Consider the following 24,848-nt stretch of genomic DNA (forward strand, 5'->3'; position numbering starts at 1 on the left):
AAGCCGCGCGGCAAGCTCAGTAGAGGCCGCCCGAACTCAGGGTGCCAAAGTTCGCCTTGGGGCCGACCACGGCCTTTTTGCCGGTCGATGTCGTGACCTGCCGTCCGCTATTGGCCTCGCGTGCCTCGTCGAACAACGGCAGGTTTTCACCCATTGCAAAACCGCCATCATACATCACGCCGAACAGCGGTTCTTCGCCTTCGCGGAAACATTCGGCGACCACGTGATCCCCGTTCGCATCCGGACCAAGAGGCGCGCCGGTGAAACGGTCGATGTTGATAAAGGTGCATTCCCTTGGAACACGGAACTGCCCGCCGCCATATTTCTTGATCGCTTCGCTCATGAACCTTTGAAAGACAGGGCCACACATCCCCCCGCCCGATGCCCCGCGGCCAAGGCCGCGCGGATTGTCGTATCCAATATAGCACCCGGCCACGATGTTCGATGTGAAGCCAATGAACCAGACATCCTTGGCCTCGTTGGTTGTCCCGGTTTTGCCCGCAACGGGCACCGGCAGGTTTACCGTTCTCGCGGCTGTGCCACGATCAACCACGCCACGCATCATCGACGTCAATTGATAGGCCGTCACTTCGTTCATGACCCTCTCGCGATATGACACGATCTCGGGGCTCTCGCTTCGGGATATGGCGGGGTTGTCGCAATCGCGGCAATCACGCGTGTCGTGACGATAGACAGTCTTGCCATATCGGTCCTGCACCCGGTCAACCAGCGTCGGCTCGACCCGCTGGCCACCATTGGCAAACATCGCATAGGCCGCGACCATCTTGAACAGGGTGCTTTCTTCGGACCCGAGAGCATTGGCCAGAAACGGGCTCATGTGATCATAAACGCCAAAGCGTTCGGCATAATCCGCCACCACGTCCATCCCCACCTCCTGGGCAAGGCGGACTGTCATCAAGTTGCGTGAGCGCTCGATTCCGGTGCGCAGCGGCGTTGGTCCATAGAACTGGTTCGACGCGTTTCGGGGCCGCCAGACCCCCTGCGGCGTGTTGATCTCGATCGGGGCGTCAACCACGATTGTCGCCGGCGAATACCCGCTGTCCAACGCCGACGCAAAGACAAAGGGCTTGAAGGACGAACCGGGCTGTCGACGCGCCTGCGTGGCGCGGTTGAACACCGAATGCTGATAGGAAAACCCGCCCTGCATCGCGATCACGCGACCGGTATTGACGTCCATCGCCATGAAGCCGCCTTGAACCTCGGGAACCTGTCGCAAGGTCCAGCGGATGAAGCTGCCGTCGCTATCGCTCGTCATGCGCCGCACATGCACGACATCCCCGACATCGAGAAGATCGGCGGCCACCCGCGCCTTGCGCCCAAGTTTACCGTCCTCAAGCCTCTTGCGAGCCCACTGCACGTCATTGGCAGGAATCCAGTGGCCGTCCTCGTCATCTTCGACACCTTCGATCCCGATGCGTGCGTCATTCGCCCCCAGTTCAAGGACCACAGCCGGATACCATGGATTCTCAAGATCAATATCACGGGCGATATCGACCTCTGCCAATGCCTCCCGCCATCGTGCTTCGCTTTCAAGCGCTTCCGGGGCAAGCGCCTCGCCCGTGCCGCGCCATATCCCAAGCCCCCGGTCATATTCCTCGAGCTGAAGCTGCAAGGCATGGGCTGCAATCTTCTGCATGTCGGGATCGACGGTTGCGCGCACGCTCAAGCCGCCGGAAAAGAACTCTTCCTCGCCGAAATCCTCTGACAATTGCCTGCGGATTTCGTCAGTGAAATAATCCCTGGGAGGCAAATCCCCGCGATAGCTTTCGAAATCCCCGTTCTGGACAGAACGAAGCGGTTGCTCGATTTCCCTCTCGTAAACCGCCTGGGTCAAGTATCCGTTCTCCAACATCTCCCTCAGAACGAAATTCCGCCGCGCCATCAACCGATCCTTGCGACGGACCGGGTGATAATCGCTCGGCGCTTTGGGCAATGACGCGAGGAATGCCGCCTCATGCGGCGCCAGTTCTTCAAGTGACTTGTTGAAATAGCTTTGCGACGCTGCCGCGACCCCATAGGAGTTCTGCCCGAGGAAAATCTCGTTGAGATAGAGCTCCAGTATCTGGTCCTTGCTCAGCGTTTCCTCGAGGCGCGTGGCGAGGATGATTTCCTTGATCTTGCGCTCGGCCCTTCTGTCCCCTGACAACAAGAAGTTCTTCATCACCTGCTGGGTGATGGTCGAGGCGCCGCGGATATCGCTGCCGCGTGAGCGCACGGCTTCGTAGGCGGCAATAAGGATGCCGCGCATGTCATAGCCCTGATGGTCATAAAAATTCTTGTCTTCGGCGCTGATGAACGCCTGTTTGACCACATCGGGAATATCCTCGGCGAGCACGAACAGGCGCCTTTCCTGCGCGAATTCGTCGATGATCCTTCCTTCGCCGGAATAGATACGGCTGATTGTCGGGGGCGTGTATTGCGCCAGGCTGGCATGGCTGGGCAGATCCTGCCCATAGATCCAGAAGACCGCCCCCACCGACAGGGCAACCATCATCACCCCCATCGTGATGAGGCTGAATAGCCCCCCCAATGTCGACAAGACAAATCTCAGCACGCGCGCCCCCTGAACCTCGTCCTGCCTATATAGGTAGCGAGCAGCACATGGTCAAAACACATTGCTGCAACCGATCGGCTGGAAACTGCCTGTTTTCTGCGCATGATGCGTGGCCCCGTCATTGCCGCACCAGCCCGCGCAGAGATGCATCGGTGATCATCCAGGCCTGAATGCCATCGCGCAGCGCCTCGGCCATACTCTTGCGCCAGTCCGGGTTCGCGATGTTGCGCAGGTCGCGTTCGCTTGACATGAACCCGATTTCAAGGAGCACGGACGGGATATCCGCGGCCTTGAGCACCGAGAACGCGGCCGAGCGGTACGGGCGACGGTTGAGCGGCGCGTTGGCCGCGCGCAGCGACTCGATCAAGGACTCGGCAAGACGCTCGGTCCGGGGCTGGGTTTCGACGCGCGCCAAGTCCATCAGGATATCGGCCACCGTGTCATCCGTCCCGGTGAGGTCGATCCCGGCCAGAATATCGGCGCGGTTATGACGTTCGGCCAAAAGCGCGCTCGCCTTGTCGCTGGCCTGTTCCGACAGGGTGTGGATCGTCGCGCCCGTGGCGTGGCCGTCTGACAACGCATCGGCGTGAAGCGACAGGAACAGGTGCGCCCCGGCCTGATGGGCGATGGCGACCCGCCGTTCAAGCGACACGAACATATCCGAATCGCGGGTCAGAACGACCTCGATCCCGTCAACACGCAGCAGGGCCTCGCGCAGCTCGCGGGCGAAGACCAGCATGAGATCCTTTTCGGTATATCCATCACCCGTGGCCCCCGGATCAATCCCGCCGTGACCGGGATCGAGAACCACCACGATGCGCCCCTCGGCATCGACCGACGGTGGCGGCGTGGACACACCCCAATCCGGCGTATCCGGTTTCACCGACAGCCGGGCAAACTGTTCACGAGTCACCGACGCAAGATGCAGACGCAAATGCGCGGTGCTGCTCACCCGGTCGATGCGCATATCGCTTTGCCGCACCTTCATGGGCTGTGCCAGATCGAGCACCATGCGTGACCATCCGGGGCGAAATCCGCCGAAACGCACGTCCTCAACCCGCTCGGATCGATTGAAGGCGAGAGCACTAAGCCCGGTCCAATCCACTTCGCGAAAGTCGATCACAAGACGATCCGGCTCTTCCAGACTGAAAAAGCGATAAGGTACACCTTGGCTCAAATGCAGGTCGAGGGTGGTTTCATTGCCGTGATCCGCCAACAGGCTTTGATCCGGGTCGACCCGTGCCAGACCGCTCAGATCCTGTGCCATGGCCGGAACAGCCAGCCAGAACAGCGCCAGAACGACGAAGAGTTGATAGAATCTGCTCATAAGCCCGCCACCTGGGTCTTTTGACAGAACCCTATCGCAAATGCAGACCAATGGAAATCATCCACGCGCCTGCATGAAGCGTTTGAGCCGTGCGAGCCCTTCGCGGATATCCCCGGTCGAGCGGGCATAGGAAAACCGGATCGTGCCGTGACCGCGATGCGGATCGAAATCAAGGCCCGGTGTGACCGCAACCCCGGCCTTTTCAAGGATTTCCGCCGCAAAGGCGCGGCTGTCGTCGGTCAGGTGCGAGACATCGGCATAAACATAGAACGCCCCGTCGGGCGGTGCAATCCGGTCGAACCCGGCGTCGGACAGCCCCTCGAGCATCAAGGTCCGGTTGGCCTTGTAGACCGCGAGATTGCCCTGCAATTCCTCGTCACACTCCATCGCGGCAAGCGCTGCCACCTGCCCGGCATGCGACGCACAGATAAACAGGTTCTGCGCCAGCCGTTCGATCAGGCGGACATGCGCCTCGGGGACGACCATCCAGCCGACCCGCCAACCGGTCATCGAGAAATACTTGGAAAAGGAATTGATCACATAGGCGTCGTCGGTGATTTCAAGCGCCGTCACTGCCTTGGATTCGTACTCGATGCCGTGATAAATTTCATCGCTGATAAAGGCGATGTCACGCGCGGCACAGGTTTCTATCAGTGAAGAAAGCGCCGGTTTGTCGAGCATCGTGCCGCTTGGATTCGCCGGGGAAGCCACCATAAGTCCTTGCAAATCAAGGTTTTCCAGATCACCTGGCACTGGCTGGAGCCGGTTTTCATCGCGCGCGGCAATGCCCACGGGTTCTACATTGAGCGCGCGCAGGATCTGCCGGTAGGAAGGATAGCCCGGCTCGCCGATGCCGACGCGATCACCCGCATCAAAGAGCGCCGTGAAGGCAAGGACGAACGCCCCCGACGACCCCGCGGTGACGATCACGCGGCCCGGATCAAGGTCGACATCATACCAGTCGCCATAAAGCCGCGCGATCCGTTGACGAAGCGCGGGCAGGCCAAGCGCCACGGAGTATCCCAGCGGCTCGTCCTTCATCGCCCGGGCAAGCGCCGTGCGCGCGCCTTGCGGGGCGGGCGTTCCTGGTTGGCCCACCTCCATGTGGATGACGTGCCGCCCGGCCTCTTCGGCGCGGCGGGCGGCCTCCATGACATCCATCACAATGAAGGGATCGACCTGACCGCGCCTTGAGTTCCGCATGAATTTCTTCCTAACTGTGCTGGATCGGTTTTCACAGGGAGAGGAACCCGCGTCAATGCACCGCCTACTAGCAATCTGTCTCACGGGCGCGTTGTTCCTCGCCTCGGTGCTGCCTGCGTCGGCGGTCACGTTGCTGCGCGATCCGGATATCGAACATGCGTTGAACCAACTCGCCAAGCCGGTTCTGACCGCGGCCGGGTTGTCGCCTGCAAGGGTCAGGATACTGGTGGTTCAGGACCGGAACATGAACGCCTTTGTTATTGATAACAATCATATTTTCATTCACTCCGGCATGATCATGCGCCTCGATGACGCGGCCGAATTACAGGCCGTGATCGCGCATGAGGCCGCGCATCTTGCCCATGGCCATATCGCGCGGCGCATGTTGAATGCCCGGGTGGCGAAAAACGTCGCGGGTATCGGCATGGCCCTCGCCGCAGCCGCAGCAGCGAGCGGAAGCAGCGAGGCGGCAACCGCGCTTGGCGTGGGGATTTCCAGTTCGGCCAGCCGCGTTTTCATGGGCCACACGCGGGCCGAGGAATCATCGGCCGATCAATCGGCCATCCGTTACATGGCGCGGGCGGGCGTCAATCCGAACGGGTTGGTCCGGGTGATTGAGATCTTCGCGGGGCAGGAACTGATCTCGGCCGCGCGGCAAGACCCCTATGCGCGCACCCACCCGATGAGCCGTGATCGGCTGCGCCATGCCAATGCGCTTGCCGATACTTACACGAAAACAAACGCTTCCGACCCGAAGTTCGACTACTGGTTCTCGCGCGCCAAGGGCAAACTCACCGCCTTTCTCAGATCGCCCAAATGGACGCGCAGCCGCGCCGGGGACAGCGCGGCGCCTGATATCGAGCTGATGCGGCGCGCCATTTCGCATCATCGTGACAGCAACACCGCGAAAGCCGTTGCCGCAATGCAGAAACTTCTTGCCGCACATCCCCGCGACCCGTTCTATCATGAACTTTACGGCCAAATCCTTATGGAAAGCCGAAGCACCCGCGCGGCGCTCACTGCCTATCGCAATGCGGTCAATCTCGCGCCGCGCGATGCGCTGATCCTGGGCAGCTATGGTCATGCACTTCTTGCCGCAGGGGACAGCGCGAATGCCCTGAAAACCCTTGAGAAATCACGCGCCTCGGATGGAAATAACGCAAGAGTGATGAGGGATCTGGGCCAAGCCTATGCGAAAAGCGGGCAAATGGGCATGGCGTCGCTGGTGACGTCAGAACGATATGCGTTGCAAGGGCGGATGGAAGATGCCGGTATTCACGCGAAACGCGCATCGGACCTTTTGCCACGTGGGTCAACCGGTTGGCAACGGGCGCAGGATGTGCTTTTGGCGGCTGAGGCCGCGAGCAAGAAACGGAGATAGAAGATCATGAAACCCACCCTTCCCTTTGCGCTGGTCGCCGGGCTGATGCTGACCGCGCCGGCCGGGGCCTTCGACCTGACCGCGATGAGTGCCGATGAACGCAGCGCGTTTCGCGCCGAGATTCGCAGCTATCTTCTTGAAAACCCTGAAATCATCATGGAAGCGGTGGCGGTGCTGGAACAACGTCAGGCCGAGCGGCAGTCCGAGGACGACCAGACGCTGGTGCAGGTCAACTCCGAAGCGCTGTTCAACGACCCCGATTCCTGGGTGGGGGGCAATCCGGATGGGGACGTCACCATCGTCGAATTCCTGGATTACCGTTGCGGCTATTGCCGCCGTGCCCATGACGAGGTGGCACAATTGCTTGAAACGGATGGAAATATCCGAATGATTGTCAAGGAATTTCCGATACTTGGCGCGGATTCCGTGATCTCGTCACGCTTCGCGATCGCGACGCTTCAACTCGCGGGGGACGAGGCCTATCACGCGGTGAGCGATGCGCTGATGAAGCTCAAACCCAGCCCGGAGGAAGCGGTCTTGCGGCGGCTGGCCGACTCGTTCGATCTTGATGCGGACGCGATCTTTGAGCGGATGGAGAGCGACGAGGTGGGCCGGGTGATCGAGGCGAACCGTGCGCTGGCCCAGCGGATGAGTATCAATGGAACACCCACTTTTGTCGTGGAAGACCAAATGCTTAGGGGGTATGTGCCGCTGGCCGGAATGATCGAGATCGTGGATGAAGTTCGCGACCGTTGATCCGCAATGACACTGTTGCGCCTTGTTGTCCTGCTGCTCTGGCCGGGTGTGGTCATGGCCGGGACGGATTTCGGAGCCTTGACCCCCGAAGAACGCCGGATTCTGGATGATGAAATCCGGAGCGTTCTGGTGGAAAATCCAATCCTTCTCAATGGCTTGCACGGCATTCCTCAAGCGACCTACCCGGCACCCGCCTATGAAGAGGAGATCGCCGCCGATCACGCGCTGATCGCGCGGCACGCGGATGCGCTTTTCGATGACGATCTGCCGGGATTCGGTGACCCGGACGCGGAAAACATGATCGCGCTCTTTACCGCCGACGGCTGTGCCGACTGCAAGCGGGCGGAAGATGATTTGCGCGCATTGTCAGATGGTTACGACTTGAAAGTGATGTTGATCGACCGGGGCGAACATGGTGATCTGGCTGATGCGCTGGGGGTGGGCGACCTGCCTTTCTACGTCATGCCGCGGATGATGATCCAAGGGCATATGCCTGCCCCGGTCCTGGCGCGCTACCTCGAAAAAGGGACCGGGCAATAACGCAGCGCGCGGTGGGGTTAACGCGATTTTTCGGCGAAAAATCGAGGGGTGATCTCCGGCTGCTGCCCGGCTGCAAAGCTTACACCGCCGCGTTGCAGCATTTCCCCGGCCAAAACCGGTTAACGCACCGTGCGGAGGATCACGCCTCGCCCTCGGCTTCGATCTCCGCGGCGCGCTTTTCGACCAGTTCGACGATATGGTCGATCATGCCTTCGTTGCCCTGCTTGTGATCCTGCTTGCCCGCGAGATAGACCATGCCCGAGCCGGCGCCACCGCCGGTAAAGCCGACATCGGTCATCAGCGCCTCGCCGGGGCCGTTCACCACGCAGCCGATGATCGACAGGCTCATCGGGGTGTGGATATGGGCGAGCCGTTTTTCCAGTTCCTCGACCGTCTTGATCACGTCGAACCCCTGTCGCGCGCAGGACGGGCAGGAGATGATGTTGACCCCGCGATGGCGCAGGCCGAGCGATTTGAGGATCTCGAAGCCGACCTTGACCTCTTCGACCGGATCGGCGGAGAGAGACACCCGGAGCGTGTCGCCGATGCCCATCCAGAGGAGTTGCCCCAGGCCGATCGCGCTCTTGATCGTGCCGGAGACGAGGCCCCCCGCCTCGGTGATGCCGAGATGGATCGGGGCGTCGGTGGCCTCGGCCAGTTGTTGATAGGCGGCGGCCGACATGAACACGTCGGAGGCTTTCACGCTGATCTTGAATTCGTGGAAATCGTGGTCTTGCAGGATGCGGATATGGTCGAGCCCGCTTTCGACCATCGCGTCGGGGCAAGGCTCGCCGTATTTTTCAAGGAGGTGCTTTTCCAGACTGCCGGCATTCACGCCGATGCGAATCGAACAGCCATGATCGCGCGCGGCGGCGATGACATCGCGCACGCGCGATTCGTTGCCGATATTGCCGGGATTGATGCGCAGGCAGGCGGCGCCCGCCTCGGCCGCCTCGATGGCGCGGCGATAGTGGAAATGGATGTCGGCGACGATGGGCACCGGGCTTTCGCGGGTGATCTCGTGCAGTGCTTTCGACGATGCCTCGTCGGGCACCGAGACGCGCACGATATCGGCCCCGGCTTCGGCGGCGGCCTGAACCTGGGCGATGGTGGCCGCGATATCGGTGGTCGGCGTGTTGGTCATGGTCTGCACCGCGATGGGTGCATCGCCCCCGACCGGCACCGGGCCGACATGGATCTGGCGGCTTTTGCGGCGATAGATATTGCGCCACGGGCGGACGTGATTGAGAGACATGAGCATTTCCCGGTCGCGGTTGCTGTCAGGGGTTAGATAATCCCCCTGCCCCCGCGCTGCAATGCGGCGATTGAGTTCTGTTCAGTCCTGATCCGGCGGGGTCTGGCCGGATTGCGCCTCGGCCAGCGCGATGACCTTGGCCAGTTCGGGATCGCGGCTGAGATCGGCCGGTCCATAGCTGGCCAGGAGCTGATCGCGGGCGATGGACAGGCGGCGCACCGTCGCCGTGCCTTCACCGGCCGGGCCAAAGAGTTCGCCGTCGATTTCGAAATAGAGCGAGCCGGACATCCCGGCCTGAAGCGTGGGGGCCTCGACATCATCGGGAAGCTTGTATTCCTCGCCCGCTTCAAGGATCTTTTCAAAGATGATCGACCCGTCACCCGCGCGGATACGCACCCAGGCGGGGCGCACGGCAAACAGCATCACGCCTTTTTCCTGTTCGGCGATGACCTGTGGCATGGTGGGTTCGGCAGGTTCCGAAACCTCGGCCATGCTGACCGTTTCGGGTTCCGCGAAACTGCCCATCATGCGCGGATCGAGCGTCGAGATCGGGCCGTCGCGCGACACCATCACCGGCACATCGAGCGCCTCGGGGCGATAGAGACGGTCGAGCGTTTGCGATGGCGGATTGAAGACGCCCGCAGCGGTCGCCGATGCGTTGACCACGTCCTCGTTGTCGGACACGGCGACGACACCGGCCAGCGGGTCGAGATCGGCCAGCACATTCGGGGTCTGGTCGACCGGCGCGACCTGCACGCGCTGCACCTCGTTGAGGATGGTCCAGCCGCCAAAGCCCAACGCGCCGACCAGCGCAACCAACACCAGAAGCGACCCGACGGCGCGCGGCTCAACGCTCGAAAACATGCTGTCATCGGCGGGGGAAAAGCCAAGGCCGGACCCGAGGATGGGATCGGGATCGTTTCGGCCCAGCCCAAGGCGGCGCGATCCGCGCAATGTATCGGGCTTGCGAATGGTCGAGGCGGCGGCGGACATGCCATGCGCCGTCGTAAAGCCGGATTCGGTGCAGAACGCCGCGAACGCCTTGTCGGGGTCCATGCCGAGATACCGCGCATAGGAACGCACGTAACCGGCGATGAAGCCGGGGGTGTCGAACACCGAAGGGTCGGCATTTTCGATGGCCGCGATATAGGCGGCCTTGATCCGCAATTCGCGTTGCACATCGAGAAGGGATTTGCCCATCGTGGCACGTTCGCCGCGCATCAGGTCGCCGAGTCGCATGTCGAAATCATCGAACCACTTGGGTTCGTCGATTTGCTCCTGCGCTTCGCGCCTGGATTTGCGACCGATCACGTTCCTGCCCCTATTGCCACGACGAATCGAGTCAGGGCCGCCCCGACTCGTTCATCTTCATGGCATATGCATAGCACAGCACAAGAATATTTGCATATGCGGCACCCGTTCAGGCGGAAAGTTCGGCACGATTCAGCGCACAATGCGACCAAAGCTCATCCATTGAGCGGATCAGCCGGTCCATCTCGTCCGGGCCATGCACCGGCGATGGGGTAAAGCGCAGCCGTTCGGTTCCGCGCGGCACGGTCGGAAAATTGATCGGCTGAACGTAGATTCCGAACCGGTCGAGCAGCATGTCCGAGAGCTTCTTGGTGTGCACCGGGTCGCCGACGATCACCGGCACGATATGGCTGCCATGGTCGATGATCGGCAGGCCCAGCCCCTTGAGGCGCATCTTGAGCGTCTTGGCCTGTTCCTGGTGCCGGTCGCGCAGCTCCTTGCCCCGGGATGTCTTGAGGAAGGCCACCGAGGCCGCGGCCCCGGCGGCGATGGCGGGCGCGAGCGAGGTGGTGAAGATGAACCCCGGCGCATAGGAGCGGATCGCGTCGCACATTTTCGCGCTGGCCGCGATATAGCCGCCCATCACGCCATAGGCCTTGGCCAGCGTGCCATTGATGATGTCGATGCGATGGGCCAGCCGGTCGCGTTCGCTCACGCCTGCCCCGCGCGGGCCATACATGCCCACGGCATGGACCTCGTCGATATAGGTGAGCGCGCCGAACTCGTCCGCGAGGTCGCAGATCGCCTCTACGGGTCCGAAATCGCCATCCATCGAATAGACCGATTCGAAGGCGATCATCTTGGGTGCGGCCGGGTCGTCGGCAGCGAGCAATTCGCGCAGATGTTCGACGTCGTTGTGCCGGAAGATGCGTTTCGCACCGCCATTGCGGCGCACGCCTTCGATCATGCTCGCGTGGTTCAAGGCGTCGGAATAGATGATCAGCCCGGGAAACAGCTTGGGCAGGGTCGAGAGCGTCGCGTCATTGGCGATATAGGCGCTGGTGAACAGAAGCGCCGCTTCTTTGCCATGCAGATCGGCCAGTTCGGCCTCGAGCCGCTTGTGATAGACGGTGGTGCCAGAAATGTTGCGCGTGCCGCCCGAGCCCGCGCCGGTGGCGTCGATCGCCTCGTGCATGGCCGACAGGACCGCCGGGTTCTGCCCCATGCCGAGATAATCGTTGCCGCACCAGACGGTGATCGGCTGTTCGCTGCCATCGGGGCGGCGCCACGTGGCATGGGGGAAATTGCCGTTCTCACGCTCGATGTCGATGAAGGTGCGATAGCGCCCCTCTTCATGCAGACGGTTGAGGCACTGGTCCAGTTGAGCCTTGTAGTCCACGCGACTTCCCCTTTTCTTGATCCCGGTGCCTGGCCTCGCAGGTCATTCATCCGGGGGCGGGCCGCGGCCCTGTTCGCAACGTGCCCAAGATATTATCTGGTGGCACATCTTTTAGAAAGAATACAAATTGCCGCCCCCCGTGACTTTGACCGAAGTCAAGTTTTTCGCATGAGGTCACGCTGGACACCGGGGGCGCGGCTGTTACTCTTCGCCGCAGCACGAATTCCCACAATCGAAGGAGCCTACCCCATGTCACTCGACGCCGTTCTGGCCCGGATCGATTCCGATCTGCCCGCCGCCACCGATCGCCTGATGGAGCTGTTGCGGATTCAGTCCATCTCGACCGATCCTGCCTACAAGGCGGAGTGTGGCAAGGCCGCCGACTGGCTGGTTGCGGACCTGCAAAGCCTTGGTGCCAAAGCCGAAAAACGACCCACGCCGGGCCATCCGATGGTTGTGGGTCATGTCGAGGGCGACGGCCCGCACCTGCTTTTCTACGGTCATTACGACGTGCAACCGGTCGATCCGCTGGAGCTGTGGGATCGCGACCCGTTCGACCCGGCCATTGAGGAAACGGATGCGGGCCGCGTGATCCGCGGGCGCGGGGCATCGGACGACAAGGGCCAGCTCATGACCTTTATCGAAGCCTGCCGGGCGTGGAAGGCGGAGCATGGCAGCCTGCCCTGTCGCATCACCTTTTTCCTTGAGGGCGAGGAAGAATCAGGCTCGCCCTCGCTCGTGCCGTTCATGGAGGCGAATCGCGACGAGTTGAAAGCCGACATCGCGCTGATCTGCGACACCGGCATGTTCGAGAGCCGGGTGCCCGCGATCACCACCATGCTGCGCGGTCTTCTGGGCGAGGATTTCACCATCACCGGGCCGAGCCGCGATCTGCATTCGGGCATGTATGGCGGGATCGCCATGAACCCGATCCGGGTTCTGACCCGGATCATTGCCGGGCTGCATGACGACACGGGCCGCATCACCCTGCCCGGTTTCTACGACGGGGTGCCCGAGCTTTCAGACGAGATTCTGAGCCAATGGCAGGGGCTGGGCTTTGATCACGCGAGTTTCCTCGGCGATGTGGGGTTGAAGGATCCGGCGGGGGAGCAGGACCGCACGCCGCTGGAAATGATCTGGTCGCGGCCCACTTGTGACGTGAACGGCATCTGGGGCGGCTATACCGGCGACGGGTTCAAGACCGTGCTGCCGTCGAAGGCCAGTGCCAAGATCAGTTTCCGCCTTGTCGGCACGCAGGACCCGAACGCGATCCGCAAGAGCTTTCGCAGCTACCTGGAAGGGCAGTTGCCGGAAGGGTTCAGCGTGGAATACCGCACCGAGAAGGGCTCACCCGCGTCGCAGATGTCGATCGACGACCCGGCCTTTGAAAAGGCCCGCCAGGCGCTTTCGGACGAGTGGCCCGACACGGCGGCCTATATCGGGTGCGGCGGGTCGATCCCGATCGCGGGCTATTTCAAGACCATCACCGACATGGATTCGATGCTGATCGGGTTCGGCAAGGATGACGACCAGATCCATTCCCCGAACGAGAAATACGACATGGAGAGTTTCCACAAAGGCACACGAAGCTGGGCGCGAATCCTGGACGCACTGACCAGGTAATGTGCAAACGGCCGGGTCACCGATCCGGCCGCCACGATCCGAAACCCGATTTTTCGCCGAAAAATCGTTCTGTTACGCGCCGTTCTTCAGAATCTGGTCCATGGTCATCGCGGGCTGATCGCAGCCGGCCTCGCCCACGATCCGCGCGGGCACGCCCGCCACGGTCTTGCAGGGCGGCACATCGCTCAGCACGACCGACCCGGCCGCGACACGCGAGCAATCGCCCACCCGGATATTGCCCAGCACCTTGGCCCCCGCACCGATCAGAACGCCATTGCCGATCTTGGGGTGGCGGTCCTGATCGTCCTTGCCGGTCCCGCCAAGCGTTACCGAATGCAGGAGAGAAACGTTGTCACCCACCACGGCGGTCTCGCCGATGACGATCGAATGGGCATGGTCGATCATGATGCCCTTGCCGATCCTCGCCGCCGGGTGGATGTCGATCGAGAGGACCTCGGAAACACGCATCTGGATGAAGAGCGCAAGGTCGGTGCGCCCCTCGTTCCAGAGCCAATGCGCCACGCGATAGGCCTGCACGGCGAGGAACCCCTTGAAGAAGAGCAGCGGTTGAAGAAACCGGTGGCAGGCCGGATCGCGGTCATAGACCGCCGCGATGTCGGCGCGCGCATCGGTGGCGAGCGACGGGTCGGAGGAATAGGCCTCGTCGCAGATTTCGCGCAGGATCTGGGCCGACATCTCGCCCGAGGCCAGCTTGAGCGAGATCCTGTATGCCAGCGCCCGTTCGAGCGAGCCGTGATAGATCACGCTGGAATGGACGAGCCCGCCCAGAAGCGGTTCATCCCGAACCGCCTGTTCGGCCTCTTCGACGATCTGGGCCCAGACCGGGTCGAGTTGGGCCAGTTTGGTGCGCGTTTTTGCCATCTGATCTCATGTCCTTTGCTTTGCCTCTATTATATCACATAGGATGACAGAGCCAAACGCAAAGCCGTGAGGACGCAGATCACGATGGATGACAGGGAAATCGCCCGGTTCCGCGCCCTGATCGAGGCTCAGCTTGCCGGGCTGGAGGAAGAGAATGCGCTGGGGCGCGAAGGTCAGGGTGTCGTGATGCTCGACCAGCAATCGGTCGGGCGGCTGAGCCGGATGGACGCGCTTCAGAATCAGGCGATGGCCAAGGCGACGCAGGTGCGGCGCGATGCGCTCGGGCGCCGGTTGCGGGCGGCGCTCAAACGCATCGCCGAAGATGAGTTCGGCTATTGCGAGGATTGCGGCGATGAAATCGCGCTCAAGCGGCTCGAACTCGATCCCGGCGTGACACGCTGCATTTCCTGCGCGTCGGGGTGAATGATCAAAGCGTCACCGTCACCCGACCGAACGCCCCCGCCCCGTAGATCGCCGAGACCTGCGCCACCGCGAGATCGATCGCACCGCCTGCCCCGTCGGCGGATTGTGCGGCCGCCGCATAGGTCCATTCGGGCGCGCTCACCTGCTCTTCGCGCAGGATCGCCCCGCCTTGCAGCACCCGCACGACATAGCTTTCGCGCTCTTCACCCAACGGCACGTCGATCCCGTCCCAACTGTCGCCACCGATCCGCGTGCGCCGCACCCAACGCAGGCTGAGATCGCCGCCCGGGCCACGCGTCGCGCGCAGATGCACGGGGCTGAGCGGTTTCAAGCCCACACCGGAAAATGCCGCGACGCGATGGACATGGGACGGATCACTATAGGCGCGCCGGGCCGGACCGATCCGGTAGTGGCGGGCGCGGTTGCGCTGCGCCAGCGACAGGTCGATCTGACCCGGCACGCCGTTCATGAGCACGAAATATGAGCCCGCAGGCCAGATCGCGGGCTGCCAGTCGTCACTGCCCAGTTGCCCGCGCAACCGGTGGCGCAGGAAATACGTGTTCGGCCCCACAAGCTCGGCATCGCGAAACTGGAACAACTCCCAGTTCTCCGCGCTGCCATCCCCGATCGCGGCGAAGTTCGCGCCATTGAGCAGGGCCAGATCGTCAACCGATTCAAGCTGGCCGGACGTCAACTCGATCAGCAAACCCTCGCCCCGGTCGATGAGCCCCGGCTGCGCCGCAACCAGCGGTGCGCGGGTGATCCCCACTGTGCTGCGCGCCGCGACGATACTGTCCAGCGCATAGCTCCCGTCATGGTCCGAGCCATAAACCCCGACCGATCCGGGCCATGGCTCGGCCGTGATGGCGAGATGCGGCGCGTGCGGCTCTTCCGCACCGGTCATGAGCGGCAGGTCGAGGAACAGTGGAAAGACCGGCACCGGCGGGACAAACTCGCCAAGCTGAACGCCATCCTCCTCGATCTCTGAGGGGTCATAGGTCTCCGGCTCGATCCGCACCGCCTCGACGATCTGCGACATGCCCATCTCGACCCGGTCCACCCGCAACAGGTCGGCACCCTCGCCCGTGTCGAGCCTGAGCACATCGCCCGGCCCGATATCGAGCCTTGAGGGCGGCAGCGCAAAGCGCAACCCGTCCCGCGCCACCCGTGATTCCGAGAGCCAGCGTTCGACCACCTGCCGCCCCTCTGCACGGGTCAGGGCGATGGGCAATTCGCTGCTGGCCACGGCATGGGTCGCCTCGTCGGGCAGCACCGCCTCTTCGGCCAGCACGTCGAAATTCGCATCCGCCTGCACGAACCGCAGCCGCACCCGCCCGACAAGTTCGGCCTCGGCGGCGCGGCTGCGTTCGATTCTGCCCTCGATCTCGTCATGGGCAACCAGTGTCGTCGCGTCCTGCGCCCGATCCTCGATCCCGTCGCGCATCGCGAAGCGCAAGACCCCGTCGCGCTCGACCGCGTCGAACCCGTGGGCCAGCAACAGGGGCTGCAACGCCGCGCGCGCATCGCCGACATCGGGCACCGTGTAACCGCGCACCACGCCATTGAGGCCGGAAACATCGATATCGCGCAGCCCGGCCCGCGCACAAATCTCCTCGACCACCGAAGAAAGCGCGCGTGCCGAGGCGCGCCCGGTGATCCAATGCCCGCGCGCATAATTCGCCGCATCGGTCCAGAGCGCGGCATTGCCCGGAAAGAACGGATAGGGCCGCGCATCCCAAGCCCATACATGGGCGCGGGACATGTCGACCATCGGCGCGCCATATTCGGGGCTCATCGGGTTGTTGGCCGGGTCGCCCCAGAACCGCGTCATCGCGCGCAGATACTGCATCTGGATGAATTCATCGCGCCGCCCGTTCGAATGATAGGGAATCGCGGATTCTGAGGATTTCGGATCGAGAAACTTGTTGGGCTGGTTGGTGCCCTTGTCGATGGCGGCACAGCCCAGTTCGGTGAACCAGATCGGTTTTGACATCGGCACCCAGTCGGTGGACTCTGCCTGTCGCACCCCGCCGATGCGTTCATGATGTGCATGGCGCCACCAGTTCGCGATATCCTTGTAGCGCCAGACCCACGGCTCATCGTGATCACCATCGGTAATGGGCGTGCGGATCTGTGCCGCGCGGGCTTCGGGTGAGTGGTAATACCAGTCATACCCCTCGCCGCCCACGACATTCGATTGCAGGTAGCCGAGATCGTAAATCGAGGCCCAGTCCTGCGCGTCGAGGTGATCCTGCCCGTCACGCCAATCGGACAGCGGCATGTAATTGTCGATGCCGATGAAGTCGATATTGTCATCCGCCCAAAGCGGATCGAGATGGAAATAGCGATCACCCCCCGGCGCGTTGTAGCCGAAATATTCCGACCAGTCGGCGGCATAGCTGATTTTCGTATCCGGCCCGAGAATCGCGCGGCAATCGGCGGCCAGGTCGCGCAGCGCTTCCACCGCCGGGAAACCACCCGCCCCCCTGATCCGCGTAAGCCCGCGCATTTCCGACCCGATGCAGAAGGCATCGACCCCACCAGCGGCGGCACAAAGCGCGGCCTGGTGCAGGATGAAGCGGCGATAGCGCCATTCGGCCGGGCCGGAATAGGACACGACGCCAGCCGCAATCGCGAAATCCGACACCTGCGCCGAGCCGAAGAAATCGGCCACTTCCGCCTCGGCCTGCGCCGTGCCGTCCGGGCTCACCGCGACGCCCGGCGCGCGCGACGTGGTGATCCGCCCCCGCCATGGCAGGGCGGGCTGGCCCGCGTCACCGCTATAGGGATCGATCAGCATGTTGCCCGCCATCTGATCCATCAGGATAAAGGGATAGAACACAACGTCCTGGCCGGCGGCGTTCAAGGCTTGAATCGCCTCGATCACCGAAGCATCGGCGGGCGTGCCACCGTAAACCGGGCGGTCCTCGCCATCGCGCGCCACCATCGGGGCGCTGGCCCGGGTCTCGCCCGCCACGCTCCACGGCATTTCGCTGCCGTCGAACTCCGCCTGTTCGACCTTGGGCCGGATCGTGCATTCACCACAGCGCAGATCGTCGCCGAACCAGCTCACGATCAGGGATGTCGAACCGCAATTCGGCAATTCCATGCCCAGACGCTCGACCGACACCGCGAAATCCGCCTTGCCTGCAGGCGTGTTCACATTCGCAAGCGCCGATTTTCCAACCCCGTGCGAAAAATGCACCGGCGTCGTGGCCAGCGCGTATTCACCGCTCCCGGGCATCATGGCCACGGCGCGAATGCCATGCGCCATATCCTCGTCGGCATCCGAAAGCCCCGGCTGCGCGGGGCGCATCACCTCGAATGTGAATTGCGGCACGTGGTTGCCGAATGGACCAAGCTGTAAATCCTCGATCACCACATAGGCCGTGCCACGATAGGCGGGCACCTGCCCTGACCCCTCGACAGCCTCCATCTTCGCATCCGGCACCTGGTCGCGCGTGCCCGGATAGACCCGCATGTTCAGGTCATCCGGCGCGATCTCGGTGCCATCGGCCCAGACCCGGCCCACGCCCGAAATCTCGCCCTCGCAAAGCGCAATCGCAAGGCTGACGGAATAGGAATAGTCGCGCCGTTCGGGCTGGCGCGGGGCACCCTTGCCACCGCCGGTGACCGTCACGCTCTCGGAAAACTGCGTGGCCCAGATCACGTGACCGGCCACCTGCATCCGGCCATAGACCTGCGCGATGGGGTCGCCCTCGCCCGCGCCGGTCAGGCGAAACCGCTCGATCCGCCCGGTCTCCACCGCGTCCGAGCCCGCGCCCATCACCCGCTGGTCGATCACCCGGCCCAGCGCCGCACCCGCGAAACGACCAACGGCAACCGACGAAAGCCCCAGAACCGTGCCGCCGATCGAGCCGCCAATCGCGGCCCCTGCAGCGGAAAGAAGTATCGTCGCCATCAACTGGCCTCCTTGGGAAATCTGAACCGCGCCGCGATCCGGCGCCGCCACGGGGTGCTGAGCGGGCTTTCGACCACGCCATGCCCCGCATAGGAATGAATGAACGTGGCGTCCGGGCCGACGCGCGCGGCAAGCCCCAGATGCTTGGCCACCGCCCCGGCGCGCATCCGGAACAAGATCACATCGCCCAGCGCCTCGTCGGACGGCGCGACCTCGAGCAGATGCCGCCGGGCAGCCTGCCACAAACGCTCGTCGCCCTGCGGCTCGGCCCAGTCCATCGAATAGGCCGGAACCGGTTCGGGCTCCGCGCCCAGAACCTCGCGCCAGACCCCGCGCAAAAGCCCCAGGCAATCGCACCCCGCCCCGCGCATCGCGGCCTGATGCCGATAGGGCGTGCCGATCCAGCCGCGCGCGGCGCGCACGATGTCGTCGCGCCCGCTCATCTCCGGCTGCCCCCGCCCAGTTGCCCCGACTGACCCGGCTGCACCATCAGCCAGCTTTCGCCGGGCAGATCGGGAAACCCCTGGAAATTGAGCAGGTTGTTGAACTTGAGCCGACAGGTCTCCGTGCGTTTGTCACAGCCCGCAACAAGGCGGATCATGTCGCCCGGCGCGATCTCGTCGCGCATCGGCTGCCACAGCTCGATCACGCGCTTTCCACCGTCGAAGAGATCGCGCTTGACGATCCCGCGCAGCCCCGCGCTGGCCCCGCTCAACCCCTCCAGAACCCCGCGCGCAAACCATCCCGGCTCGAACCCCGGTAGCGCGTCAAGGATGAACCGGCTGCGCGCCTCCACCGCCTCGACCGGCAACTCGACCGAATACCCCGACGTCGTGACGTCGAACCCACAGGCCGCATCACCCAGAACCGCGGTGCAGGGTTTCTGATAGACCCGCCCCAGTGGCCGGTTGAGTGCCGCCGCCAGCCCGCGCAACTCGGCCCGAAACGCCCCACCCGCGCGCTTCAACTCGCCGATCGTGCCGCGAAACATCAACTGGCGCGCGTTCACATCGGCCCAGTTCACCCGCCACGCGCGCACCTCGGCCCCGTCAAAGCGCCCGGCCTCGATATCGGCCTCACTCACGGCGGCGTCGGAAAGCGCGCCCAGCGCCTCGGTATTGTCGACCGAAAGCCCGGTCGATTGTTGCAGCGCCATGGCCGAAAGCCCGGTGTCAGCCTTGAACTCAATCCCCTCGAAGCCAAGCCCCTCGTCATGATCGGTGAACCCGAACACCACCCCATCGGCCCGGGTGATCGCCCAAGCGTGGCACACCGTCGTCACGCCGCTTTGCAGATGGGCGCGCAGCCCTTCGTTGAACGCCATCAGACCCGCACCTCCACCACCGGCACGCTCGGCACGTCGCCCGCCCGGAACGACGCCACGTTGGTCATGATCCGGTCGGTGTCGAACCGCACCGGCACGTCGAACTCGAACCCGGCGGTGATCCGCATGCCCATGTTGATCGGATGGGCGAAGGCAACGAACCCGGTGGTCTCGTCGACCTCGTAATGCACACCCTCCTGCTGCTCCTCGCCCTCTATCCCGACGCGCACGCTGCCCTTGACCGGCTTGGAGATGGGGCGAACATAGGTGAACTCGCCCGAGCGATAGGTCTTCATCAACTGGAACGCTGTCGTCGCCTCGTCGCCCACCGCGATCTCCTGATCGGTATAGGCGGGCGCCGCACTCATCTTGCAGGATTTGAAATCCGACCAGTCCTTCCAGCGAAAGCTATACATCTGCCCGCGCCGCGCCTCGAAGAACGCGATCAGCACCTCGATATCGTCGAGCGAGCGCATCGACACCCCCGCGTCATAGCGTCGCCGCGCATGGGCCCAGGGCGTGTTGCGCTCCTCGTACCCGTTGGCCAGCGTCACGACATCCGTGCGTCGCTCAGGCCCCCCGACCGAGCCGAAGCTCAGGTTGGCGGGAAATCTCACCTCATGGAAATTCATCGCTTGCCCTCCTCAGCGGTTGCGCTGGCCGCGTTGCAGCGCCCGGCCCATCTGTGCGGCGATCTGCGCCTCGCTGCGCCGGAAACTGCCCGCATCGGGCGTTGTGATGTTCATCACCACCTGAACGGGCCGCCCGCCACCCGCCGTGCGCACGCCCAGCTTGCCATCCGACCCGCGCGCCAGCGGCATGATCGCCTCCGGACCCGCCTCGCCCATCAACCCCGTGCCCCCGCGCATCGGGAAATAGGTCGGCCCGCCCACCACGCCGCCATTGGCAAAGGGCATCACCCGGCCCTGGCTGAACGGCGCACCGTCGGCAAAGGGAAACAACCCGCCCATCAGGCTCCCGACCCCTTGCGCGAGCAACCCGCCGACATGATCCGTCACCGGCTTGACGGCGGCATTGTAGGTCGCGTTGATCATCGAACGCGCCACCGTGTCGAGCGCATCGGAAAGCTTCACACCGTCCAGAAGCACCCCGTCAAAGGCCCGCCGCAAACCCCGGCTCATGCCCCGTTCGAGCGTCGCCACGTCCTGCCCCGTCTGGGCCATCGTGCCGCGAATGCGCTGCAACTCGGACTCGAACCCGGCGGCCACGCTGGACGCGTCGCCCAGCGTCCGCTCCAACGCGTCGACCTGTGTTTCAAGTTCATCAAACCCGTCACTCTCCGCCATCGTCTTTCTCTCCTTGATCGTCGGGATAGGCGCGGATCAATTCATCCAGCCGCACCCGGCCCAGCGGTGCCGCACCCCGTTCAGGGCCCAGCAGGAATTGCAATTCGACCGGGGTCAGCGCCCAGAACTCCGCCGGGCTGAGGCCAAGCCCCCGCATCCCGGCGCGCATCAGAGCGGGCCAGTCGAACCCCGCCATCGGTTCAACCCGCCTCGGGCAGCATGAAGGCCCGCGCCAGAAGTTCCGCCGCCACCCGCGCCGCCGCCATCGGCCCGCCCGCGATCTCGGCCTGCAAGAGGTCGGCGGCACTCCCCTGCCAACCGCCTCCGCGCAGCCCCGCCACGATCAGCGCGAGCACATCGCGGCTCGAAAACGCGCCCCCCTCGAAGCGCTCGACCAGCTCGATCAGCGTGCCGCTCTCCAGCCCCGCCTCCAACTCGGCCAGCGCCCCGAGGGTCAGCTTGAGCACCCGGGCCTCGCCGTCGATGACAAGCGCCACCTCGCCGCTCCACGGATTGGCCATCAGACCACCGCCGTAAAGGTCAGCGCCCCGGCCGAAGCGAGCGACAATTCATAACTCGCCTCGCCGTTGTGACTGCCCGCATAGTCGAGGCCGGTCACCTGGAACGGCCCCTCGACGATGCCGAAATCGGGGATCACCACCTGGAAATCCGGGGTCTCGCCGTCAAAGAAGATCTGCCGCGCGCGCGCGTCGCTGTCCGCATCCTTGAAGACGCCCGAGCCCGAGATCGAGGCCGATTTGACCCCCGCCCCGGCCAGCAACTCGCGCCAGCCGCCCTGGCTTTCGAGACTGGTTACGTCCACGCTTTCGGCATTGAAGCTCACCCGCGTCGCGCGCAGCCCCGCCACCGTTCCGAACTGACCGTCCCCGGTCAGGTCCACCTTGATCAACAGGTCCTTGCCATTCTGGGCCGCCATGTGATGTCTCCGTTCATGTCAAAGTAAAAGTTCAGTCGTCCTGCACCCGGGCGCGAAACCACAGGTCGATCCGCCGCCGGGCACCGCTGCCCTCGCGCCGCGCCAACGCGCGCTCGAAGTTGAGATAGATGAGCCGCCCGCGCGCCAGCGTGAGATCGGCATCGACCAGCGCATCGCTGACCGCTGCCGCCACATCCTTGGCCGCCTGGAACCCGGCACTGTCGGTGACCACCGACACGGTGATCCGGTGCAGCGCGCCGTGGCCGGTCTGGTCCGACCGATCGCGGGTCAACTCGGGGCCAAGCGTCACGTAAGTGCCCGGCAACGGCCCGGCGGGGGGCGCATCGAACACCGCGTCGCCGACCAGCGCGGCCAGCGCCGCATCCCCGCTCAAAGCCTCGTAAACCGCCGCCTGAAGCGCGGCTGCCACACCATAGCTCATGCCGCCACCTCCTCATCCGCGTAACAGACGAGGTATCGCGCCGCCGCGTCCCGCTCGGTCACGGCGAGGATGCGAAAGATGCGGCTCCCCTCGCGCAACCGCTGATCGGGGCGCGGGCGGGTGCTGTGGCCCACCGGCGCGGCGCGCAGCGTGATGCGATAGCCGACCGTGGACAGCGCCACCGCGCCGCCCGCCTTCTCGCGCCCGGTGCGCGCGCGGATCTCGGCCCAAAGCTCGCCCAGCGCGACCCAGCTTTCGGCAAAGCCGCCGGCCCCGTCCGCCACCCGCTCGGGCGTTTCCAGAACCAGCTTGCGGTTGAGGTGAACGCCGCTCATACCGCACCCCCCGCGAAAAGCCGCACCGTGCGATACCGCTCGATGAGCGAGGTCACACCAAACGGCATGCACCCTTCGCCCAGCGATGTCTCATGGCGGTACTCATAGTAATGCGCCGCCAAGAGCAGCACCGCCTGCGCAAGGTCCGAGGGCAGATCGCCCCAGCCTGCGCCAAACCCCGCAATGAACCCGATCCGCACCGATCCGGCCCCGGGAATATTGGGCAAAAGCGTGCCAACGGGGCGCAATCGCGGGCGCTGCATGTCGCGGTCGAGCCGGTAAAGCGCGGGGTCGACCACCTCTTCCGCCTCGCCCCTGTCGACCAGCACGACCTCGGTGATCGCTCTCACCGGCGCCACCGGCAGGGCCTGGCCCGCCTGGTCGCGCCACTGGGTCAAAACCCAGGAAAAGCCGCGCTCGATCAGTATCTTGCCGGTGCGCGCCTCGATGGCCGCGATGGCCGCGCGCAGGAAACTTTCCAACACCGCGTCCTGCAAACTGTCCTCGGCAAAGCCCGAACCCAGCCGCAGATGCGCCTTGAACTCGTCCACCGGCAAGGCGGCAAGGGGCACAGCGGTTTCTTCGATCAACATCATGGATACACTCCGAAAATTCCGGACCCTTCCGGGGGAAATGCGGCGCACGGGGTCCGCGTTGCTCGGACGGAGGGGAGCAGCCGGACAACGCCTGTCCCGAACCCCGCGCGCCCGGGGGCGGGTCGCCCCGCCCCCGATCCGCCGCCCTTACGAGATGGCGAACCGCAACAGCTTGATCGCCGCGAAATCGCTCACATCGCCGCCCACGCGCTTGGTGGCGTAGAACAGCACATGCGGCTTGGCGCTGAACGGATCGCGCAGGATGCGCAGGTCCGGGCGCTCGGCCACGGTGTACCCGGCCTCGAAATCGCCGAACGCGATGGCATCGGCGCCGCTCGCGATGTCGGGCATGTCCTCGGCAATGAGCACGCGATAGCCCAGGAGCCGCGCAGGCTCGCCCGCGGCAAGGCCATCGGACCACAGGAACCGCCCGTCATTGTCCTTGAGCTTGCGCACCGCCCCCGCGGTCTTCGAATTCATCACGAAGGTGCCATTGGCGCGGTATCGCGCGCCCAGCGCATAAACGAGGTCGATAATCGCCTCGCCCCCGTTGAAATTGCCATCCACGCCGGTCGGCACATAGCCGAGATTGCCCCAGCTCCAGCCCGTATTCGCCACCACCGTATGCGTGAGGAACCCGGTGGGCTTGTCCACCCCGTCACCGCTCACGAAAGCCGCCGCCTCGGCCCGGGCGAACTTGTCGGCGATCCGCCCCGCCAGCCAGCCCTCGATATCAAAGGCGCTGTCATCGAGCAGGCGCTGGCTGGCCTTGGGCAGGGCCGACAATTCGTGCAGCGGGATGGTGATCCGGTCGATCGCGGGCGTTCCCGTCTCGCTCGCCGTGCCGGTCTCGGTGGCCCAGCCCGCGCCAACGTCCGAGTGGTCAACCAGCACGTCATAAGACGTCGCCTCGACATTGACGACATTCGCGACCGCCCGGATCGACGCCGTCGATTCCAGCACGCTGCGGATCTGCGCCGCGGTCTGCGGATCGACGAGGTATCCCCCGTCGCTCGCCACCGCGCTGCTCATCGCCTTGCCTTCAAGCTCGAGCCCGCGCAGCCCGTCATCATCGCCCGAGCGCAGATAGGCATCGAACGCCTTCTTGTGCGGGGCATCGAGATCGGCCGAAACGGCCAGCGCGGGACGCGCCGCGATATGGGATTTTCGATCAAGCATGGTCAGTCGCTCTTCCTGCTGTTGAAACCTTGTGTGAATATCGTCCTTGAAGTCCCTGAGCTCGCTCAGAAAGCCGGTCACGGCAGACTTCATCTCGGCCATCGGAGACACCTCTCCCCCGGCCCGAGCCTTGGTCTCGGGTTCACGCATCGCGTTTTCCTTCGTTCATACGTTACGTCGTCGTCCCAGCG

At 63.9% G+C, this 24,848-nt stretch carries 24 protein-coding genes; 5 read left to right on the forward strand and 19 right to left on the reverse strand.

The features are described from left to right. Nucleotides 1-16 precede the first annotated feature (16 nt). From FLO80_RS03240 to FLO80_RS03250, 3 genes are all read right to left on the reverse strand, one after another. Entirely contained in the window at nt 17-2,575 is a 2,559-nt protein-coding gene (locus tag FLO80_RS03240; protein ID WP_111363974.1) for a penicillin-binding protein 1A, read from the reverse strand. Nucleotides 2,576-2,693: 118 nt separating this feature from the next. Further along, nucleotides 2,694-3,902: an N-acetylmuramoyl-L-alanine amidase gene (locus FLO80_RS03245; protein WP_111363972.1), complete on the reverse strand. Its 1,209-nt coding sequence runs from the start codon at nt 3,900-3,902 to the stop codon at nt 2,694-2,696. A 57-nt stretch (nt 3,903-3,959) separates the two neighbouring features. Further along, nucleotides 3,960-5,105, reverse strand: coding sequence for a pyridoxal phosphate-dependent aminotransferase (locus FLO80_RS03250; protein ID WP_111363969.1), 1,146 nt, complete (start codon nt 5,103-5,105; stop codon nt 3,960-3,962). A 55-nt stretch (nt 5,106-5,160) separates the two neighbouring features. On the opposite strand from FLO80_RS03250, the gene FLO80_RS03255 reads away from it, so the two are divergent. Genes FLO80_RS03255 through FLO80_RS03265 form a run of 3 tightly spaced genes read left to right on the forward strand, consistent with a single transcriptional unit; the run spans nt 5,161 to nt 7,782 of the window. Further along, entirely contained in the window at nt 5,161-6,486 is a 1,326-nt protein-coding gene (locus FLO80_RS03255; RefSeq protein WP_246156545.1) for a M48 family metalloprotease, read from the forward strand. A gap of 6 nt (nt 6,487-6,492) precedes the next feature. Then, nucleotides 6,493-7,242, forward strand: coding sequence for a DsbA family protein (locus tag FLO80_RS03260; RefSeq protein ID WP_111363963.1), 750 nt, complete (start codon nt 6,493-6,495; stop codon nt 7,240-7,242). Between the two features lie 6 nt (nt 7,243-7,248). Beyond that, the gene (locus FLO80_RS03265; RefSeq protein WP_111363960.1) at nt 7,249-7,782 is read left to right on the forward strand and encodes a YbbN family protein; all 534 of its coding nucleotides are present in this window, start codon (nt 7,249-7,251) and stop codon (nt 7,780-7,782) included. A 139-nt stretch (nt 7,783-7,921) separates the two neighbouring features. On the opposite strand, the gene ispG is transcribed toward FLO80_RS03265, so the two are convergent. The 3 genes from ispG to hemA form a co-directional block, all read right to left on the reverse strand. After that, nucleotides 7,922-9,037 (reverse strand): flavodoxin-dependent (E)-4-hydroxy-3-methylbut-2-enyl-diphosphate synthase, encoded by a 1,116-nt coding sequence (ispG, locus tag FLO80_RS03270; protein ID WP_111363958.1) that lies wholly within the window; start codon nt 9,035-9,037, stop codon nt 7,922-7,924. Nucleotides 9,038-9,118: 81 nt separating this feature from the next. Then, on the reverse strand, nt 9,119-10,348 hold the full coding sequence (locus FLO80_RS03275; RefSeq protein ID WP_246156546.1) for a helix-turn-helix domain-containing protein: 1,230 nt from the start codon (nt 10,346-10,348) through the stop codon (nt 9,119-9,121). Nucleotides 10,349-10,457: 109 nt separating this feature from the next. Continuing rightward, nucleotides 10,458-11,687 carry a 5-aminolevulinate synthase gene (hemA, locus tag FLO80_RS03280; protein WP_111363955.1) on the reverse strand — a complete coding sequence of 410 codons (1,230 nt, stop codon included), beginning with the start codon at nt 11,685-11,687 and terminating at the stop codon, nt 10,458-10,460. 249 nt (nt 11,688-11,936) lie between these two features. Between hemA and FLO80_RS03285 the strand changes: the two genes are divergently transcribed. Next, entirely contained in the window at nt 11,937-13,310 is a 1,374-nt protein-coding gene (locus FLO80_RS03285) for a M20/M25/M40 family metallo-hydrolase (protein ID WP_111363952.1), read from the forward strand. 72 nt (nt 13,311-13,382) lie between these two features. Here the strand turns inward: FLO80_RS03285 and cysE are convergent, their stop codons facing one another. After that, nucleotides 13,383-14,192: a serine O-acetyltransferase gene (gene cysE / locus FLO80_RS03290; RefSeq protein WP_111363949.1), complete on the reverse strand. Its 810-nt coding sequence runs from the start codon at nt 14,190-14,192 to the stop codon at nt 13,383-13,385. A 66-nt stretch (nt 14,193-14,258) separates the two neighbouring features. Here cysE and FLO80_RS03295 point away from each other — a divergent pair, with 66 nt between their 5' ends. Further along, nucleotides 14,259-14,615, forward strand: coding sequence for a TraR/DksA family transcriptional regulator (locus tag FLO80_RS03295; protein ID WP_439328701.1), 357 nt, complete (start codon nt 14,259-14,261; stop codon nt 14,613-14,615). A 4-nt stretch (nt 14,616-14,619) separates the two neighbouring features. Here the strand turns inward: FLO80_RS03295 and FLO80_RS03300 are convergent, their stop codons facing one another. The 12 genes from FLO80_RS03300 to FLO80_RS03355 all read right to left on the reverse strand — a co-directional run bounded on the left by FLO80_RS03300 (nt 14,620) and on the right by FLO80_RS03355 (nt 24,807). Beyond that, nucleotides 14,620-18,537, reverse strand: a complete 3,918-nt coding sequence (locus FLO80_RS03300; protein ID WP_111363943.1) for a baseplate multidomain protein megatron — start codon at nt 18,535-18,537, stop codon at nt 14,620-14,622. Further along, on the reverse strand, nt 18,537-18,980 hold the full coding sequence (locus FLO80_RS03305; protein WP_111363940.1) for an NlpC/P60 family protein: 444 nt from the start codon (nt 18,978-18,980) through the stop codon (nt 18,537-18,539). Before FLO80_RS03305 ends, FLO80_RS03300 begins: the two co-directional genes overlap by 1 nt. Further along, on the reverse strand, nt 18,977-19,861 hold the full coding sequence (locus tag FLO80_RS03310) for a phage/gene transfer agent baseplate hub protein (RefSeq protein ID WP_188078201.1): 885 nt from the start codon (nt 19,859-19,861) through the stop codon (nt 18,977-18,979). The genes FLO80_RS03305 and FLO80_RS03310 overlap by 4 nt, the downstream gene beginning before the upstream one ends. Further along, complete coding sequence (locus FLO80_RS03315) at nt 19,861-20,493, reverse strand: DUF2460 domain-containing protein (protein ID WP_111363934.1); 633 nt, start codon at nt 20,491-20,493, stop codon at nt 19,861-19,863. The genes FLO80_RS03310 and FLO80_RS03315 overlap by 1 nt, the downstream gene beginning before the upstream one ends. 12 nt (nt 20,494-20,505) lie before the next feature. Next, entirely contained in the window at nt 20,506-21,168 is a 663-nt protein-coding gene (locus tag FLO80_RS03320) for an RcGTA-type gene transfer agent tail tape measure protein (RefSeq protein ID WP_111363931.1), read from the reverse strand. Then, nucleotides 21,155-21,364, reverse strand: a complete 210-nt coding sequence (locus FLO80_RS03325) for a rcc01693 family protein (RefSeq protein ID WP_111363928.1) — start codon at nt 21,362-21,364, stop codon at nt 21,155-21,157. Before FLO80_RS03325 ends, FLO80_RS03320 begins: the two co-directional genes overlap by 14 nt. A gap of 4 nt (nt 21,365-21,368) precedes the next feature. Beyond that, the gene (locus FLO80_RS03330; RefSeq protein ID WP_111363926.1) at nt 21,369-21,689 is read right to left on the reverse strand and encodes a gene transfer agent family protein; all 321 of its coding nucleotides are present in this window, start codon (nt 21,687-21,689) and stop codon (nt 21,369-21,371) included. Beyond that, nucleotides 21,689-22,105 (reverse strand): phage major tail protein, TP901-1 family, encoded by a 417-nt coding sequence (locus tag FLO80_RS03335; RefSeq protein ID WP_111363923.1) that lies wholly within the window; start codon nt 22,103-22,105, stop codon nt 21,689-21,691. Before FLO80_RS03335 ends, FLO80_RS03330 begins: the two co-directional genes overlap by 1 nt. A 31-nt stretch (nt 22,106-22,136) precedes the next feature. Further along, a complete protein-coding gene (locus tag FLO80_RS03340; protein WP_111363921.1) occupies nt 22,137-22,547 on the reverse strand; it encodes a DUF3168 domain-containing protein in 411 nt (136 codons plus the stop codon). Beyond that, a complete protein-coding gene (locus FLO80_RS03345) occupies nt 22,544-22,882 on the reverse strand; it encodes a head-tail adaptor protein (RefSeq protein ID WP_111363918.1) in 339 nt (112 codons plus the stop codon). The genes FLO80_RS03340 and FLO80_RS03345 overlap by 4 nt, the downstream gene beginning before the upstream one ends. Further along, nucleotides 22,879-23,478, reverse strand: coding sequence for a head-tail connector protein (locus FLO80_RS03350; protein WP_111363915.1), 600 nt, complete (start codon nt 23,476-23,478; stop codon nt 22,879-22,881). The genes FLO80_RS03345 and FLO80_RS03350 overlap by 4 nt, the downstream gene beginning before the upstream one ends. Before the next feature lie 147 nt (nt 23,479-23,625). Next, complete coding sequence (locus FLO80_RS03355) at nt 23,626-24,807, reverse strand: phage major capsid protein (RefSeq protein ID WP_111363912.1); 1,182 nt, start codon at nt 24,805-24,807, stop codon at nt 23,626-23,628. Between the last annotated feature and the right edge of the window lie 41 nt (nt 24,808-24,848).

The sequence above is a fragment of the Aquicoccus porphyridii genome (genome assembly GCF_008369105.1).
Lineage (GTDB): Bacteria > Pseudomonadota > Alphaproteobacteria > Rhodobacterales > Rhodobacteraceae > Aquicoccus > Aquicoccus porphyridii.